The sequence below is a fragment of the Gammaproteobacteria bacterium genome (genome assembly GCA_033720895.1).
Lineage (GTDB): Bacteria > Pseudomonadota > Gammaproteobacteria > Natronospirales > JAJUFS01 > JAWWBS01.
Genome location: JAWWBS010000001.1, coordinates 42,464 through 59,166, shown reverse-complemented (window position 1 = coordinate 59,166; position 16,703 = coordinate 42,464). Strand labels below are relative to the sequence as shown.

At 62.5% G+C, this 16,703-nt stretch carries 14 protein-coding genes; 13 read left to right on the top strand and 1 reads right to left on the bottom strand.

All coding sequences use genetic code 11. The features are described from left to right. Window positions 1-93 precede the first annotated feature (93 nt). The 7 genes from grpE (at window position 94) to greA (ending at window position 10,044) form a co-directional block, all read left to right on the top strand. Entirely contained in the window at window positions 94-699 is a 606-nt protein-coding gene (gene grpE / locus R3217_00280; GenBank protein ID MDX1453872.1) for a nucleotide exchange factor GrpE, read from the top strand. A 131-nt stretch (window positions 700-830) separates the two neighbouring features. Next, window positions 831-2,762, top strand: coding sequence for a molecular chaperone DnaK (gene dnaK / locus R3217_00275; protein MDX1453871.1), 1,932 nt, complete (start codon window positions 831-833; stop codon window positions 2,760-2,762). A 131-nt stretch (window positions 2,763-2,893) separates the two neighbouring features. Further along, window positions 2,894-4,042, top strand: a complete 1,149-nt coding sequence (gene dnaJ / locus R3217_00270) for a molecular chaperone DnaJ (GenBank protein MDX1453870.1) — start codon at window positions 2,894-2,896, stop codon at window positions 4,040-4,042. A gap of 77 nt (window positions 4,043-4,119) precedes the next feature. Then, entirely contained in the window at window positions 4,120-4,923 is an 804-nt protein-coding gene (gene dapB / locus R3217_00265) for a 4-hydroxy-tetrahydrodipicolinate reductase (GenBank protein ID MDX1453869.1), read from the top strand. Between the two features lie 180 nt (window positions 4,924-5,103). Then, window positions 5,104-6,273: a glutamine-hydrolyzing carbamoyl-phosphate synthase small subunit gene (gene carA / locus R3217_00260; protein ID MDX1453868.1), complete on the top strand. Its 1,170-nt coding sequence runs from the start codon at window positions 5,104-5,106 to the stop codon at window positions 6,271-6,273. A gap of 52 nt (window positions 6,274-6,325) precedes the next feature. Then, window positions 6,326-9,556 (top strand): carbamoyl-phosphate synthase large subunit, encoded by a 3,231-nt coding sequence (gene carB / locus R3217_00255; protein MDX1453867.1) that lies wholly within the window; start codon window positions 6,326-6,328, stop codon window positions 9,554-9,556. Between the two features lie 11 nt (window positions 9,557-9,567). After that, window positions 9,568-10,044 carry a transcription elongation factor GreA gene (greA, locus tag R3217_00250; protein ID MDX1453866.1) on the top strand — a complete coding sequence of 159 codons (477 nt, stop codon included), beginning with the start codon at window positions 9,568-9,570 and terminating at the stop codon, window positions 10,042-10,044. A 3-nt stretch (window positions 10,045-10,047) separates the two neighbouring features. Here greA and yhbY read toward each other — a convergent pair whose 3' ends face one another. Continuing rightward, window positions 10,048-10,356 (bottom strand): ribosome assembly RNA-binding protein YhbY, encoded by a 309-nt coding sequence (gene yhbY / locus R3217_00245; GenBank protein ID MDX1453865.1) that lies wholly within the window; start codon window positions 10,354-10,356, stop codon window positions 10,048-10,050. Between the two features lie 110 nt (window positions 10,357-10,466). On the opposite strand from yhbY, the gene rlmE reads away from it, so the two are divergent. The 6 genes from rlmE (at window position 10,467) to secG (ending at window position 16,693) form a co-directional block, all read left to right on the top strand. Further along, on the top strand, window positions 10,467-11,096 hold the full coding sequence (rlmE, locus tag R3217_00240; GenBank protein MDX1453864.1) for a 23S rRNA (uridine(2552)-2'-O)-methyltransferase RlmE: 630 nt from the start codon (window positions 10,467-10,469) through the stop codon (window positions 11,094-11,096). A 78-nt stretch (window positions 11,097-11,174) separates the two neighbouring features. Then, window positions 11,175-13,100 carry an ATP-dependent zinc metalloprotease FtsH gene (gene ftsH, locus R3217_00235; protein ID MDX1453863.1) on the top strand — a complete coding sequence of 642 codons (1,926 nt, stop codon included), beginning with the start codon at window positions 11,175-11,177 and terminating at the stop codon, window positions 13,098-13,100. A gap of 149 nt (window positions 13,101-13,249) precedes the next feature. Continuing rightward, the gene (gene folP, locus R3217_00230; protein ID MDX1453862.1) at window positions 13,250-14,047 is read left to right on the top strand and encodes a dihydropteroate synthase; all 798 of its coding nucleotides are present in this window, start codon (window positions 13,250-13,252) and stop codon (window positions 14,045-14,047) included. Then, window positions 14,048-15,406: a phosphoglucosamine mutase gene (glmM, locus tag R3217_00225; protein MDX1453861.1), complete on the top strand. Its 1,359-nt coding sequence runs from the start codon at window positions 14,048-14,050 to the stop codon at window positions 15,404-15,406. Window positions 15,407-15,491: 85 nt separating this feature from the next. Continuing rightward, window positions 15,492-16,244, top strand: a complete 753-nt coding sequence (tpiA, locus tag R3217_00220) for a triose-phosphate isomerase (GenBank protein ID MDX1453860.1) — start codon at window positions 15,492-15,494, stop codon at window positions 16,242-16,244. A 59-nt stretch (window positions 16,245-16,303) separates the two neighbouring features. Continuing rightward, window positions 16,304-16,693, top strand: coding sequence for a preprotein translocase subunit SecG (secG, locus tag R3217_00215; protein ID MDX1453859.1), 390 nt, complete (start codon window positions 16,304-16,306; stop codon window positions 16,691-16,693). Window positions 16,694-16,703 lie beyond the last annotated feature (10 nt).

Genomic DNA, 16,703 nt, shown 5'->3' with positions numbered 1-16,703 from the left:
TTGTGATGGCCGGCTGGCGTCCCCATTTTTCGAGCATCACCGGCCCGCATGGGGTCGGAATAACTTTTTTTGAATTAAGAAATGGAGTCGAGCATGGCTGACAAGCCAGAAGCCCAGAACGAGAACCCGAACGAGAACGTCGAAGAAACGAGCACCCCGGCAGAGCCGGAGCCGCAGGAATCCTCTGCCGCTGCGGCCAACGACGAAGCGGGCGTGGAAGCGGAAAAAGACCCCGTGGCCGCAGCGCTGGCAGAAGCCGAAGCCAGGGCCGACGAGTTCCGCGACCAGTACCTGCGTACCGCCGCGGAGATGGAAAACCTGCGCAAGCGCTCGGCACGCGACGTGGAACAGGCGCGCAAGTTTGCGCTGGAGCGCTTCGTTGCCGAACTGCTGCCGGTGATCGACGCCCTGGAAATGGGCCTGAGCGCGGCATCCGACGCCAAGGACCAGGCCGGTGCGCTGGTCGAGGGCACGGAAATGACCTTGAAGCAGTTCCAGCAGGTGCTGGAGCGTTTCGGGGTCGAGACCGTGTCGCCGGAAGGCGAGGTCTTCAACCCGGAATTTCACGAGGCCATGGCCACCCAGCCCTCGGAAGACGCCGAGCCTGACACCGTTCTCACGGTCGTGCAGAAGGGTTACCTGCTGAACGGCCGCGTCGTGCGCCCGGCCCGCGTGCTGGTTGCCAAGGCGCCGGAGTGATGACGGGAAAGAAATGAATGTTCAGCGGCCCTTGAAAGCCGCCGAGCCGACCTTATCTAAGGGTCATCAACAGATTCGAAGGCGGGCGAGGCTCGCCGACAACAAGCATCAACGTACTACGGAGAGACATCATGGGACGCATTATCGGTATTGACCTGGGAACCACGAATTCCTGTGTCGCCATCATGGATGGCGGCAAGACCAAGGTCATCGAAAACTCGGAAGGTGATCGCACCACGCCGTCGATCATTGCCTTCAACAAGGACGGCGAAGTGATGGTCGGTGCCTCGGCCAAGCGCCAGGCGGTGACCAACCCGACCAATACCCTGTACGCCATCAAGCGCCTGATCGGTCGCGAGTTCAACGACAAGATCGTCCAGAAGGACGTCGACATGGTGCCGTACAAGATCGTCAAGTCCGATTCCAGCGAAGACGCCTGGGTCGAAGTGAACGGCAAGAAGATGGCGCCGCCGGAGATTTCCGCACGCGTGCTGCAGAAGATGAAGAAGACCGCCGAGGACTACCTGGGCGAGGAAGTGACCGAAGCCGTGATCACGGTGCCGGCCTACTTCAACGATTCGCAGCGCCAGGCCACCAAGGACGCCGGCAAGATCGCCGGTCTCGAGGTGAAGCGCATCATCAACGAGCCGACCGCTGCGGCGCTCGCTTACGGCATGGACAAGAAGCGCGGTGACGCCAAGATCGCGGTCTATGACCTCGGCGGCGGCACCTTTGACGTGTCCATCATCGAAATTGCCGAAGTCGACGGCGAGCACCAGTTCGAAGTGCTGGCCACCAACGGTGACACCTTCCTCGGTGGCGAGGACTTCGACAAGCGCATCATCGATTACCTTGCGGAAGAATTTAACAAGGAGCAGGGTGTGGACCTGCGCAAGGATCCGCTGGCCATGCAGCGCCTGAAGGAAGCTGCCGAGAACGCCAAGATCGAGCTGTCGTCTTCCAGCCAGACAGAGATTAACCTGCCGTACGTCACGGCCGATGCATCCGGTCCGAAGCACCTGAACATGAAGCTGACGCGCGCCAAGCTCGAGTCCATCACCGAGGACCTGATCAAGCGCACCATCGAGCCGTGCAAGGTCGCACTGAAGGATGCCGGCGTGTCTGCCTCCGAAGTCACCGACGTGATTCTCGTTGGCGGCCAGACCCGCATGCCGAAGGTGCAGGAAGCCGTGAAGGACTTCTTTGGCCAGGATCCGCGCAAGGACGTGAACCCGGACGAAGCCGTTGCCATCGGCGCGGCCATCCAGGGTGGCGTACTCGGCGGTGACGTCAAGGACGTGCTGCTGCTGGACGTGACCCCGCTGTCGCTCGGTATCGAGACCATGGGCGGTGTCATGACCAAGCTGATCGACAAGAACACCACGATCCCCACCAAGGCATCGAACGTGTTCTCGACGGCCGAGGACAACCAGCCGGCCGTCACCGTGCACGTGCTGCAGGGCGAGCGCGAGCAGGCCTCGGGCAACAAGTCGCTGGGTCGCTTCGACCTGACCGACATCCCGCCGGCGCCGCGTGGCACGCCGCAGATCGAAGTCACCTTCGACATCGATGCCAACGGCATCCTGAACGTGTCCGCCAAGGACAAGGCCACCGGCAAGGAACAGAAGATCACCATCAAGGCCAGCTCCGGCCTGTCCGACGAGGAAGTCGAACAGATGGTGAAGGACGCCGAGGCGCATGCCGACGAGGACAAGAAGTTCCAGGAACTCGTCACCGCGCGCAACACCGGTGACCAGATGGTCTATGCCGTCGAGAAGTCGCTGAAGGAAGCCGGCGACAAGGTCGAGGCTGACGAGAAGGAAAAGATCGAGAAGGCCATCGAAGACCTGAAGGAAGAACTCAAGGGCGACGACAAGGAAGCCATCGAGCAGAAGACCCAGGCACTGACCGAAGTCTCGCACAAGCTCGCCGAGCAGATGTATGCCGATGCCCAGGCGCAAGCTGGCGCCGAAGGTGCTGCCGGCGAAGCCGGTGGCGAGCAGGGCGACGACGTGGTCGACGCCGAGTTCGAGGAAGTGAAGGGCGAAGACGACAAGAAGTAAGTCGTTCCTCGCCTGCTGCAAAGCCCGCGCTTCGCCTGCATCACGGTGCATGCGGGGCCGGGCTTTCGGCGTGTAACGAAAGCCAGCTGGAAAAGCGGACAACAAACGGAAGAAGCAAAGAGCAGGGTTAAATGGCCAAACGTGATTACTACGAAGTTCTCGGGGTCGAGAAGACCGTATCGGATGCCGAACTGAAAAAGGCGTACCGGCGGCTGGCCATGAAATACCATCCGGACCGCAACCCGGATGATGAAGCTGCCATCGAGAAGTTCAAGGAAGCCAAGGAAGCCTACGAAGTCCTTTCCGATGCGCAGAAGCGCGCCGCCTACGACCAGTTCGGTCATGCCGGTGTCGATCCCTCGCAGGGCGGTTTCGGTGGCGGCGGCTTCGGTGGCGGCGGTGCCGACTTCGGCGACATCTTCGGCGATATCTTCGGTGACATCTTTGGCGGCGGTGGTCGTCGCGGTGGCGGGGGGCGACGCGTGTATCGTGGCGCCGACCTCCGCATCGAAGTGCCGCTGACGCTGGAGCAGGCGGTATTCGGTGACACGGTGGAAATCACCGTGCCGCGCATGGCCAGCTGCGACACCTGCTCGGGTTCCGGTGCCAAGCCGGGCTCGGACAAGAAGACCTGCGGCACCTGTAACGGTGTTGGCCAGGTGCGCATGCAGCAAGGGTTCTTCTCGGTGCAGCAGGCCTGCCCGGAATGCCGCGGTGCCGGCGAGATCATCGACGAGCCCTGCACCGATTGCCAGGGCGCCGGTCGCCAGCGCGAGACGCGCAACCTTTCCGTCAAGATCCCGGCCGGCGTCGATACCGGTGATCGCATTCGCCTGACGGGCGAGGGCGAGGCTGGCGAGAACGGTGGCCCGGCAGGCGACCTGTTCGTCGAAGTGGTGGTAAAGCCGCACCGGATCTTCCAGCGCGAGGGTGATGACCTGAACTGCGAGGTGCCGGTCAGTTTTGCGACGGCCGCGCTGGGCGGCGAGATCGAGGTGCCGACCCTTGACGGTCGCGTGACCCTGAAGGTTCCGCCGGAGACCCAGGCTGGCAAGGTGTTTCGCCTCAAGGGCAAGGGCGTGAAGTCGGTGCGCAGCCATTCGACCGGTGACCTGTTCTGCAAGTTGAGCGTGGAAACGCCGGTCAAGCTGAACAAGGAGCAGAAGGAGCTGCTGGAGCAGTTCGAGGCCTCCCTGCAGGATGGTGGCGATCGCCACAGCCCGCGCAAGACGTCCTGGCTGGATGGCGTGAAGTCCTTTTTCGACAACCTCAAGGACTGAGGTCCTGGCCCGTGCGTGGCACGGGTGACGGAATCCCAGTAGGATTTGGCCACCAACACTGAATGCCGGGGGGCAGCGTGGCAAAACCCATCAAAGTCGGCGTGATCGGGCCGTCGGGCCGCATGGGCAAGGCCGTATGCGGTTTGTTGCTTGACGGCGCCCATGCTGGCGAGCGGGCCGGGCTCGAGCTCGTGGCGGCCTGGTCGCGGTCCGGGCAGTCCGCGGAATTGCCGCCCAAGGTGACAGTCACCGATGATCTCGAGGCCTTCATCCAGGCTGTCGACATCGCCATCGACTTTTCCCGTCCCGAAACCCTGCTGGATATCGCCAAGGCCTGCGTGGCTGCCGGCAAGCCGCTGGTTTCCGGTACCACCGGTTGCAGCGACGAGCAGCTGGGCGCCCTGGCCGGGTATGCAAGAGAGGTCCCCGTCTTCCATGCCGCCAACATGAGTGTCGGCATTGCCTTGTTGCGCCACGCGCTGGCCGAGGTCGCGTCGCGACTGGGCGAGGGCGTGGACGTGGAGATCGTCGAATCGCACCATCGCCACAAGGTCGATGCCCCCTCAGGTACCGCGCTCGCGCTGGGCGAGGTCGTTGCCACCGCCCGCGGCCAGCAATTGGACGAGGTCATTGCCACCGGCGGCACCGGCTCGCGGGACGACAGCAGCAAGGATCGCATCGCCATTCACAGCATTCGCGCCGGCGAGATCGTCGGCGAGCACGATGTGCGACTGGTCAGCGCTGCTGAGGAAATTCGCCTGGGGCACGGTGCCCGGGACCGAGGTGCCTTTGCCGGCGGTGCGCTGCGCGCTGCTCGCTGGCTGGTGGAGCAGCCGGCCGGCCTGTATGGCCTGGACGACCTGCTGCAGCTGAAAGAATAAGCGCCAAACAGCCCTGCAAGGCGCCGACTCTCGTGGACACTCCCGGTACCCTCCGGTAAAATCCCTCCGATCCAGCGCAGATTTTGCTGATCATCAAGCGGGAAGGATTTCGATCCCTCCCGCTTTCCGTATGCGCGCCAGACGCGCATCCCGTCCGGAATCGCTCTTGTGGAGGTCAGCTTGGACACGTCGGGCACAGCGAACAACGCCATCCTGGTACTGGAAGACGGCAGTGTCTTTCACGGCAAATCCATCGGGGCCGCAGGCTCCACGGTCGGCGAGGTGGTCTTCAACACCGCCATGACCGGTTACCAGGAAATTCTCACCGACCCGTCCTACAGCAAGCAGCTGGTCACTCTCACGTATCCCCATATCGGCAACACCGGCACCAATGACGGCGATGAAGAAGCCGCCGGGGTGCAGGCTGCCGGCCTGATCATTCGCGACCTGCCCTTGTTGCATTCCAACTGGCGCGCCGCGGGCTCGCTGTCCGAGTACCTGGAAGCCCAGGGCACAGTCGCCATTGCCGACATCGACACCCGCCGCCTCACGCGCCTGCTGCGCAGCAAGGGTGCCCAGAACGGCTGCATCATGACCGCCGATGAAAAGGGCGAGCCGGACGTTGACGCCGCGCTGCAACTCGCGAAGGAGTTTCCCGGCCTGAAAGGCATGGACCTTGCCAAGGTCGTGACCACTGCCAAGAGCTACGCCTGGAAGGAAGGTACCTGGGACCTGATGGACGACTCGCATCCAGAGCGCCAGGGTTCCGGCTTCCACGTGGTGGCCTACGACTTCGGCGTGAAGCGCAACATCCTGCGCATCCTGGCCGACCTGGGTTGCAGGATCACCGTGGTGCCGGCCGAGACCTCGGCCGAGGACGCGCTTGCCCTCAAGCCCGATGGCGTTTTCCTGTCCAATGGTCCCGGCGATCCGGAGCCTTGCGAATACGCCATCAAGGCGACGAAGAAGTTCCTCGGTGACCGCCTGCCGGTGTTCGGCATCTGCCTGGGGCACCAGATTCTCGGCCTGGCAGCCGGTGCAAAGACCGAAAAGATGAAGTTCGGCCACCATGGCGCCAACCACCCGGTGCTGGATATCGAAACCGGCCGGGTGATGATCACCAGCCAGAACCATGGTTTCGCGGTCGATGCGAACTCGCTGCCGGACAATGTCGCGGTGACGCATCGCTCGCTGTTCGACCAGAGCCTGCAGGGTATCGCGCTGACCGACCGACCGGCCTTCGGCTTCCAGGGTCATCCTGAAGCGAGCCCGGGACCGCATGACATCAAGCCGCTGTTCGAGCGCTTCATTCGTGACATGGCTGCCGCCCGCGGCAAGACCACGTCCTGAACTGACAACGATTAGCTAGCAGACTGCAACGCAGCCTCACGGAAGGAAGACAATGCCGAAACGCACCGACATTGAAAGCATCCTGATCATTGGCGCCGGGCCGATCGTCATCGGCCAGGCCTGCGAGTTCGACTACTCCGGCGCCCAGGCCTGCAAGGCGCTGAAAGAGGAGGGCTTCCGGGTCATCCTGGTCAACTCCAACCCGGCCACCATCATGACCGATCCGGAAATGGCCGATGCCACCTACATCGAGCCGATCCACTGGAAGCATGTCGCGCAGATCATCGAGAAGGAAAAGCCCGATGCACTGCTGCCGACCATGGGTGGCCAGACCGCGCTGAACTGCGCGCTGGACCTGTACCGTGAAGGCGTGCTGGAGAAGCATGGCGTCGAAATGATCGGCGCCTCGCGTGACGCCATCGACATGGCCGAGGACCGCGATCGCTTCAAGACCGCCATGACCGAGATCGGGCTCGACAGCTGTCGCGCCGGGCTGGCGCATTCCATGGACGAGGCGCTGGCGGTTCAGGCGGAAATCGGTTTCCCGACCATCATCCGCCCGTCATTCACCATGGGTGGTTCCGGTGGTGGCATCGCCTACAACCGTGACGAATTCATCGAGATCTGCGAACGCGGCCTGGATCTTTCGCCGACCAACGAGCTGCTGATCGAGGAGTCCATCCTCGGCTGGAAGGAATTCGAAATGGAAGTGGTCCGCGACAGGGCGGACAACTGCATCATCATCTGTGCCATCGAGAACCTCGATCCGATGGGTGTGCACACCGGTGATTCCATCACCGTGGCCCCGGCACAGACCCTGACCGACAAGGAATACCAGATCATGCGCGACGCCTCGCTGGCGGTGCTGCGCAAGATCGGCGTGGAGACGGGTGGCTCGAACGTGCAGTTCGCCATCAACCCGGAAAACGGCCGCATGATCATCATCGAGATGAACCCGCGCGTGTCGCGTTCTTCGGCGCTGGCCTCCAAGGCAACCGGCTTCCCGATTGCCAAGGTCGCGGCCAAGCTGGCGGTCGGTTACACCCTGGACGAATTGCAGAACGACATCACCGGCGGTGCCACGCCGGCGTCCTTCGAGCCGAGCATCGACTACGTTGTCACCAAGGTGCCGCGCTTCACCTTCGAGAAGTTCCCGCAGGCCAACAACAAGCTGACCACGCAGATGAAATCGGTGGGCGAGGTCATGGCTATCGGTCGCACCCTGCAGGAGTCCCTGCACAAGGCGCTGCGCGGCCTGGAAACCGGGACTGACGGTTTCAACGAAATGCTGGGTGATCTCTCCAGCGAAGAAGCGCTTGAAAAGCTGCGCAACGAACTGCGCTATCCGGGAGCGAACCGCCTCTGGTACGTGGGCGATGCCTTTCGTGCCGGCATGAGCCTCGAGGAGGTGCATGACATCTGCAGCATCGATCCGTGGTTCCTGGCGCAGATCGAGGACCTGATCCTGCACGAAAAGCACTTGCAGGAAACCGGTTTCAAGGGCATCGACAAGGACCTGATGCTGAGGTTGAAGCGCAAGGGTTTTGCCGACAGTCGCATGGCACAGTTGCTGGGCGTCGAAGAAAGCGAATTGCGCGCGAAACGTCACGAGCTGGAAGTCCGTCCTGTCTACAAGCGGGTCGATTCCTGCGCTGCCGAGTTCGATACGACCACGGCATACATGTATTCGACCTACGAAGAAGAGTGCGAAAGCGAGCCGAGCGACAAGGAAAAGATCATCGTGCTGGGTGGCGGTCCGAATCGAATTGGCCAGGGCATCGAATTCGACTATTGCTGCGTGCATGCCGCGTTTGCCATGCGCGAAGACGGCTACGAAACCATCATGGTCAACTGCAATCCGGAAACCGTGTCGACCGACTACGATACTTCCGATCGCCTGTACTTCGAGCCGCTGACGCTCGAAGACGTGCTGGAAATCGTTGCCAAGGAAAAGCCCAAGGGCGTGATCGTTCAGTACGGCGGCCAGACGCCGCTGAAGCTGGCGCGTGACCTGGAAGCCGCCGGCGTGCCGATCATCGGCACCACGCCGGATTCCATCGACCTGGCCGAGGACCGCGAACGCTTCCAGCAGCTGATCGACAAACTGAAACTGAAGCAGCCGCCGAACCGCACGGCGCGCTCGGAAGAGCAGGCCGTCGAGCTGTCGCGCGAAATCGGCTTTCCGTTGGTGGTTCGCCCGTCGTACGTGCTGGGTGGTCGTGCCATGGAAATCGTTTTCAACGAAGACGACCTGCGGCGCTACATGACAGAGGCGGTCAGCGTCTCGAACAAGTCACCGGTGCTGCTGGACCGTTTCCTGGATGAAGCGGTCGAGGTCGATGTCGATGCCATCTGCGATGGCAAGGATGTCGTGATCGGCGGCGTGATGGAGCATATCGAACAGGCGGGCGTGCACTCGGGTGATTCGAGCTGCTCCCTGCCGCCGGCAACGCTGGACCAGAAGATCGTGGACGAAATCAAGGTGCAGACTGCGGCGATGGCGCGCGAGCTTGGCGTGGTCGGGCTGATGAACGTGCAGTTTGCGGTACGCGGCGAGGAAATCTTCGTGCTCGAAGTGAACCCGCGTGCTTCACGCACCGTGCCGTTCGTGTCCAAGGCGATTGGTCTGCCGCTGGCGAAGATCGCAGCGCGCTGCATGGCGGGCACCACGCTGAAGAGCCAGGGTGTTGTCGAAGAGCGCCTGCCAAAATATTTCTCGGTGAAGGAATCCGTGTTCCCGTTCATCAAGTTTCCGGGCGTCGACCCGATTCTGGGCCCCGAGATGAAGTCCACCGGTGAGGTCATGGGCGTGGGTCGCAGCTTCGGCGAGGCCTATGCCAAGGCGCAGCTCGCTTCGGGTGTCAGCTTGCCGACCGGTGGCAAGGCATTGCTTTCGGTGCGCGAGCAGGACAAGCCTGCCGCTGTCGAACTGGCGAAGATCCTCGTCGAGCGCGGCTTCGAACTGGTCGCCACGCACGGCACCGCCAAGGCCATCAATGCGGCTGGCGTTGCCTGTGAAGGTGTGAACAAGGTTCGTGAGGGTCGCCCGCACGTCGTCGACATCATCAAGAACGATGAAGTGTCGTTGATCGTGAACACCACCGAGGGCAAGCAGGCGGTGATCGAATCCTATTCCATCCGCCGCGAGGCGCTGCACCACAAGGTCACGTATTACACGACCATTGCGGCCGCCAAGGCGACCACGATCGCCATGGATCACATCGACAGCGCCGACGTCAGCAGGTTGCAGGCACTGCATGCTGAATACGTCGAGACCGCGTAAGGAGGCGAGGCATGAACAAGGTACCCATTACCGTCCAGGGCGCGGAAAAGCTCAAGGAAGAATTGAAACGCTTGAAGTCGACGGATCGCCCGCAGGTGATCGAGGCGATTGCCGAGGCGCGCGCGCACGGTGATCTCAAGGAGAACGCCGAGTATCACGCAGCGCGCGAGCAGCAATCCTTCATCGAGGGTCGCATCAAGGAAATCGAAGGCAAGCTGTCGAATGCCGAGGTCATCGACGTGACAGCAGTGAATGCCGGAGGCAAGGTGATTTTCGGCGCGACCGTCGATCTGCTGAACGTCGATACGGACGAAGAGATCACTTACAAGATCGTTGGCGAGGACGAGGCCGACATCAAGAACGGCCTGATCAATTACAGCTCGCCGATTGCCCGTGGCCTGATCGGCAAGATGGAAGGTGACGAGCTGACGATCAATACGCCGGGTGGCGAAAAGAACTTTGAAATCCTCGAGGTGAAATACCTCTAGGGCTTACTTCTTCGGCAGGTCGATCTTGGCGCCGTCAGGATTGCGCTTGAACAAGGTCGCCACATGGCCGATGCGCTGGATCAGGATGGCGCCGGTCTCGTCGACGATCTCGTCCACCATGGCATCACGGTCGGCATGATCGCCAGCCAGCACCTTTACCTTGACCAGCTCGTGAGCGGTCAGTGCCAGGCTGATTTCACGCAGCACCGCTTCGGTCAGGCCGTTCGCTCCCGTCTGCACGATGACCTTGCGGTCATGCGCGAGTCCCTTCAGGAATTTGCGCTGTTTTTCGGTCAGGGTCGGGTTGGTCATGATGGTCGCCGTCAATATGATGTCCGGAAAGGCGGGCATCCTACCATGCCGCAGTCCTGTACGACGAAATTCCGACCACAGCGCGTCTGAAATATTGAGAGAATGGCATCATGCCCAAGCGCCGCCACAGCAAGAGTTCTTCCCGCTGGCTGACCGAGCACTTTTCCGATGAATTCGTGAAACGTGCGCAGGCCGAGGGCTGGCGTTCGCGTGCGGTTTACAAGCTGGAAGAAATCGACCAGAAAGACCGGCTATTCAAGCCCGGCATGACGGTGATCGATCTGGGCGCGGCGCCGGGCGGGTGGTGCCAGTACGTGGTGAAAAAGCTGGGGAAAAAGGGCCGCCTGCTGGCCCTGGACATCCTGGACATGGAGCCAATGGACGGTGTGGAATTCCTGCAGGGCGATTTCACCGATGACGAGCCGCTGGCGCGCCTGCTGGACACCCTCGGAAATGATCGTCCGGACCTTGTGATTTCCGATATGGCCCCCAATATGAGTGGTATGGATGCCATCGACCAGCCGAAATCCATGTACCTGGCCGAGCTGGCGCTGGACCTGGCCGAAAAGGTCCTGCGGCCCGGTGGCAGCTTCCTGACCAAGATTTTCCAGGGCGAGGGCTTTGACGAATACCTGAGGCAGCTCCGCTCGAAATTCGGGACGGTAGTCACGCGCAAGCCAAAGGCCTCGCGTGGTCGCAGCCGGGAGGTGTATCTCTTGGCCCGGAACTACCGCCTGTAGTACTGTCTAAGGTCTGAGAGACCGACGCCTGTTCTGTAAAATTCCCGCTAAATCAGCGGGTTCTGAGAGGTTCTTCCCTTGAACGATACTGCACGCACAATGATTCTCTGGGCCGCCATCCTGGTGGCGCTGATGCTGGTCTTCAACCAGCTGGGTACCAGCCAGAATGCACCCGAGAACCTCAGCTACTCCGAATTCATGAGCCAGGTCGAGCGCGGCAACGTCGCCGACGTGCGCTTCGAGGGTCCCATGGGCCGCAAGATCTCGGGCAGCTACAACAACGGCGATGCCTTCACGACCTACAGCCCCGAGACCGACAACACGGTGCTGATCGGCGAGCTGCGAGATTCCGGCGTGCAGATCACGGCCAAGGAGCCCGAGCCGAACACCCTGGCATCGATCTTCTTCAACTTCGGTCCCATCCTGCTGTTCATCGCTGTCTGGCTGTATTTCATGCGCCAGATGCAGGGCGGCGGCGGCGGCAAGGGCGCCATGTCCTTCGGCAAGTCGCGGGCCCGCCTGATGGGCGAAGACCAGGTCCGGGTCACCTTCAACGATGTGGCCGGCGTGGAAGAGGCCAAGGAAGAAGTGGTCGAGCTGGTCGAGTTCCTGCGTGATCCCGGCAAGTTCCAGCGCCTCGGCGGCAAGATTCCGCGTGGCGTGCTGATGGTCGGCAGCCCGGGTACCGGCAAGACCTTGCTGGCGCGCGCCATTGCGGGCGAGGCCAAGGTGCCGTTCTTCACCATCTCCGGTTCCGACTTTGTCGAGATGTTCGTTGGCGTGGGTGCGTCCCGCGTGCGCGACATGTTCGAGCAGGCCAAGAAGCATGCGCCGTGCATCATCTTCATCGACGAGATCGATGCGGTCGGTCGTCATCGTGGCGCCGGTCTTGGCGGTGGCCATGACGAACGCGAGCAGACCTTGAACCAGTTGCTGGTCGAGATGGACGGTTTCGAAGGCAACGAAGGCGTGATCATCATCGCGGCAACCAACCGCCCCGACGTGCTCGATCCTGCGCTGCTGCGCCCCGGTCGCTTCGACCGCCAGGTCGTGGTGCCGCTGCCGGATGTGCGCGGTCGCGAGCAGATCCTGAAAGTGCACCTGCGCAAGGTGCCGACGGCCGAGGGGATCAGCCCCTCGATCATTGCCCGCGGCACCCCGGGTTTCTCCGGCGCGGATCTCGCCAACCTGGTGAACGAGGCCGCATTGTTTGCCGCCCGTGCCAACCGCAAGGCGGTCAGCATGGAAGAGCTGGAGAAGGCCAAGGACAAGATCATGATGGGCTCGGAACGTCGCTCCATGGTGATGTCCGATGACGAGAAGAAGCTGACGGCCTACCACGAGGCCGGCCACGCCATTGTCGGCCTGTCGGTGCCGGATCACGATCCGGTCTACAAGGTCACCATCATTCCTCGCGGTCGTGCGCTGGGTGTGACCATGTTCCTGCCCGAAGAGGACCGCTACAGCTATTCCAAGCGTCGCCTGGAAAGCAGCATCTGCTCGCTGTTCGGCGGGCGCATTGCCGAGGAACAGATCTTCGGCAAGGACGCGGTAACAACCGGTGCCTCGAACGATATCGAGCGGGCCACGGCCATTGCCAAGAACATGGTGGTGAAGTGGGGCCTGTCGGAAAAGATGGGTCCGCTGACCTACGAGGAAGACGAGGGCGAGGTGTTTCTTGGCCACTCGATGGCGTCGAAGGGTTCGAGCGTGTCGGGTTATACCCAGCGTGACATCGACGAGGAAATCCGCGCCATCATCGACAAGAACTACCAGCGTGCGGAACAGATTCTCAAGGACAAGGCCGACAAGCTTGAAACCATGGCCCAGGCCCTGATCAAGTACGAGACCATCGATACGCACCAGATCAAGGACATCATGGAAGGCAAGGAGCCGCGACCGCCCGCTGACTGGAGCAACACGCCGCCGAGCGGTGGCGCCACGGCAGGTGACGAGGCCGGTGGCAAGGATGATGCTGCCGGGGATCCCGCCGAGTCACATTGACCGCTCTCTGAACTGACCTGCAATCACGACGCGCCCGGCATACGCCGGGCGCTTTCGTTTCAGGCAGGCGTTTCAGGCATAATACCGCCCGTTCTCAGGCAGCAACCGGAACAGGGATTCTCGTGCTGGAAGAAACTCGACCGCAGATCATGGGTGTGCTGAATGTCACACCGGACAGCTTTTCCGATGGCGGGAAGTTCCTCGCTGCCGATGCGGCGCTCGCCCAGGCCGAACGGATGATCGACGAGGGTGCCGACATCATCGACATCGGTGGCGAGTCGACGCGCCCTGGTGCCGATCCGGTGCCGGTCGAGGAAGAACTGCGCCGCGTGCTGCCGGTCATCGAAGCGCTGGCCGGACGGATTCGCGTGCCGATTTCCATTGATACTGCCAAGCCGGAGGTCATGCGGGCGGCAGCCGGGGCAGGTGCTTCGCTGTTGAATGACGTCAATGCTTTCCGGGCCGAGGGCGCCGTGGCAACGGCCGCCGAACTGGGGCTGGATGTCTGCATCATGCACATGAAGGGCGAGCCCCGGACCATGCAACTGCAACCGCAGTACGACGACGTGGTGGCGGAAGTGCGCGATTTCCTGCTGGCTCGAGCCAGCGAACTCGAGGCGGCCGGCCTGCCGCGCGAGAGAATCATCATCGATCCCGGTTTCGGCTTCGGCAAGACCTTGCAGCACAACCTGGCATTGCTGGCAGGGCTGGGTGAACTTGCGGCGGCCGGTTACCCCGTGCTGGCAGGCATGTCGAGAAAGTCGATGGTGGGTGCCCTGCTGGACACACCGGTGGATGACCGCCTGTATGGCAGCATTGCGCTGGCAACCATTGCAGCCATGCATGGGGCGAGTATCCTGCGGGTACATGATGTGCGCGCTACCCGCGACGCCCTGCGCATTGCCGGGGCCGTGCTGGCGCAGCAGTCGAACGTGGAGGGCGTGTAGGTGAGCAGGAAATACTTCGGCACGGACGGTATTCGCGGACGCGTCGGCGTCTCGCCGATGTCGGCCGATTTCGTGCTGCGCCTGGGCTGGGCGGCGGGCCGCGTGCTGGCTGCCGAAGCCCCCGAGACCGGCAGGCATCGCAAGGTGTTGATCGGCAAGGACACGCGCGTGTCCGGTTACCTGTTCGAATCCGCCCTGGAAGCCGGCCTGTCCTCTGCCGGTGTGGATGTGGTCCTGCTCGGGCCCATTCCGACGCCCGCGGTCGCGGCGCTGGTGCAGGAAGAGCAGGCCGACGCCGGCATCGTGATTTCCGCGTCCCACAACCCCTTCCACGATAACGGCATCAAGTTCTTCGGTCCCGACGGTCGCAAGCTGTCGGACGCGGTGGAGCTGGCGATCGAAGCGCGGCTCGGCGAGACCTTCGAGACGGTCGATTCGGAGCAGCTGGGCAAGGCCGCCCGCATGAACGACGCGACCGATCGCTACATCGAGTTCTGCCGCCAATCCGTGCCCCGGGAATTGCGCCTGGCCGGCATGAAAATTGCGTTCGATGGCGCCAATGGCGCGGGCTACCAGGCGGGACCAAAGCTGCTCAGGGCACTGGATGCCGAGGTCGTCACCGTGGGCTGCGAGCCCGATGGCATGAACATCAACCGCGACGTGGGTTCTACCCACCCGGAGGCGCTGGTCGACTGCGTCAAGCGGGAGGGCGCGGACCTCGGCATTGCGCTGGATGGCGATGGCGACCGGGTGCTGATGGTGGACGCGGATGGCCGTATTTATGATGGCGACGAGCTGGTGTATGCCATTGCCTCGCACCGCCACCAGGCGGGAACCTTGAAGGGGCCGGTGATCGGCACCTTGATGACCAACCTGGCCATCGAGCAGGCACTCAAGGCCGAGGGAATCGAATTCCACCGTGCCAAGGTCGGCGACCGCTATGTCATGGAATTGCTGGACAAGCACCACGGCGAAGTCGGAGGCGAGGGCTCCGGCCATATCCTCTGCCTGGACAAGCACAGCACGGGCGACGGGCTGATTGCGGCGTTGCAGGTGCTGGAGGCGCTCAAGGCTTCCGGCAAGAGCCTGGCCGGGTTTCTCGGGCCGGTGCAGAAGTTCCCCCAGACACTGGTCAATGTTCGGGTCGAGGAACGCCCGGCGATGGACCACCCGGAGATTGTCGCCGCCGTGTCGGCGGCCGAGGGAAGGCTGGCCGCTGATGGGCGGGTGCTGCTGCGCCCGAGCGGTACCGAACCGGTCATTCGGGTGATGGTCGAGGGCGCGGATCCCGCGCTGGTCGGGCAGTTGGCCAAGGAGCTGGCCCAAGTGGTTGAAAATGCCGCAAATAATCCCGACTGAAGCCTGATATTCGTTGATTTTCGCGGGTCCTGTCGTTAACCTTCCGCGCTTCGATTTCCAAGCCTTACACAAGCAGGGGTAGCCCATGCGTCAGCCACTGGTAGCCGGTAACTGGAAGATGAATGGCAGCCGCGAAATGACCGCGGAACTGCTGGAATCCCTTGCGCGTGGCCTGGAAGACGGGTCGGCAGCCGAGGTCCTGGTGTGTCCGCCGTTCGTCTACCTGGCCGATGCCCAGCGTGCCGTCCGTGGCACCGGCATGAAACTCGGCAGCCAGAGCGTTTGCGCCGAGGAGAAGGGCGCCTTCACCGGCGAGGTCGCGGCCGAAATGCTGCTGGATTTCGACTGTGAATACGTCATCGTCGGCCACAGCGAGCGCCGCAGCGTGTATGGCGAGGACAACGCCCTGGTGGCCCGCAAGTTCATGGCGGCCCTGAAGGCCGGCCTGAAGCCGATTGTCTGTGTCGGCGAGACCCTCGAGCAGCGGGAATCCGGCGACACCGACACGGTCATTGCCGAGCAGATTGCCGCGGTGCTGGATGCCGCGGGTGTCAGTGCATTTGCCAATGCCGTGATTGCCTACGAACCGGTCTGGGCCATTGGTACCGGCAAGACGGCTTCGCCGGAAGAAGCGCAGGCCGTGCACAAGAATATTCGCGACATCATCGCCTCGGAAGATGCTACAATCGCGGGCTCGCTGCGCATCCTTTACGGTGGCAGCGTCAAGGCCTCCAACGCCGCCGAACTGTTTGCCATGCCGGATATCGATGGCGGACTGATAGGCGGCGCTTCGCTTGAGGCGGAACAGTTCCTGAGCATCGCGCAGGCTGCTGGCTGAGCAGGGCGCGGTACTCGACAACAACGTATTGAATCGGAAGATTTTCCAGAGAAGCTGAAATGACCACCATCAACCTCGTACTCCTCGTTCACGTGATCCTCGCTTTTGCGCTGGTTCTCCTGATCCTCGTGCAGCATGGCAAGGGCGCTGACGCTGGCGCGGCCTTCGGCAGTGGCGCATCCAGCACCGTGTTCGGTGCCGCCGGTTCGGCCAACTTCCTGAGTCGTGCCACCAAGTGGCTGGCGATTGCCTTTTTTGCCACCAGCGGTGGCCTGGCCTACCTGTCGCAGGACCTGACGGCTGGCGCACCAAGCGTGATGGCGGCCGAGGGTGTCGAGCAGGCCGGCGAGCCGGCAATGATCCCGGCGGACGAGTCCGACGTGCCAGCTGCCACCGAGACGGCAGGCGCGGCTGAAGACAATGCGTCCGCCGAGGACGGCGACGAGTAAGGATTTCGCC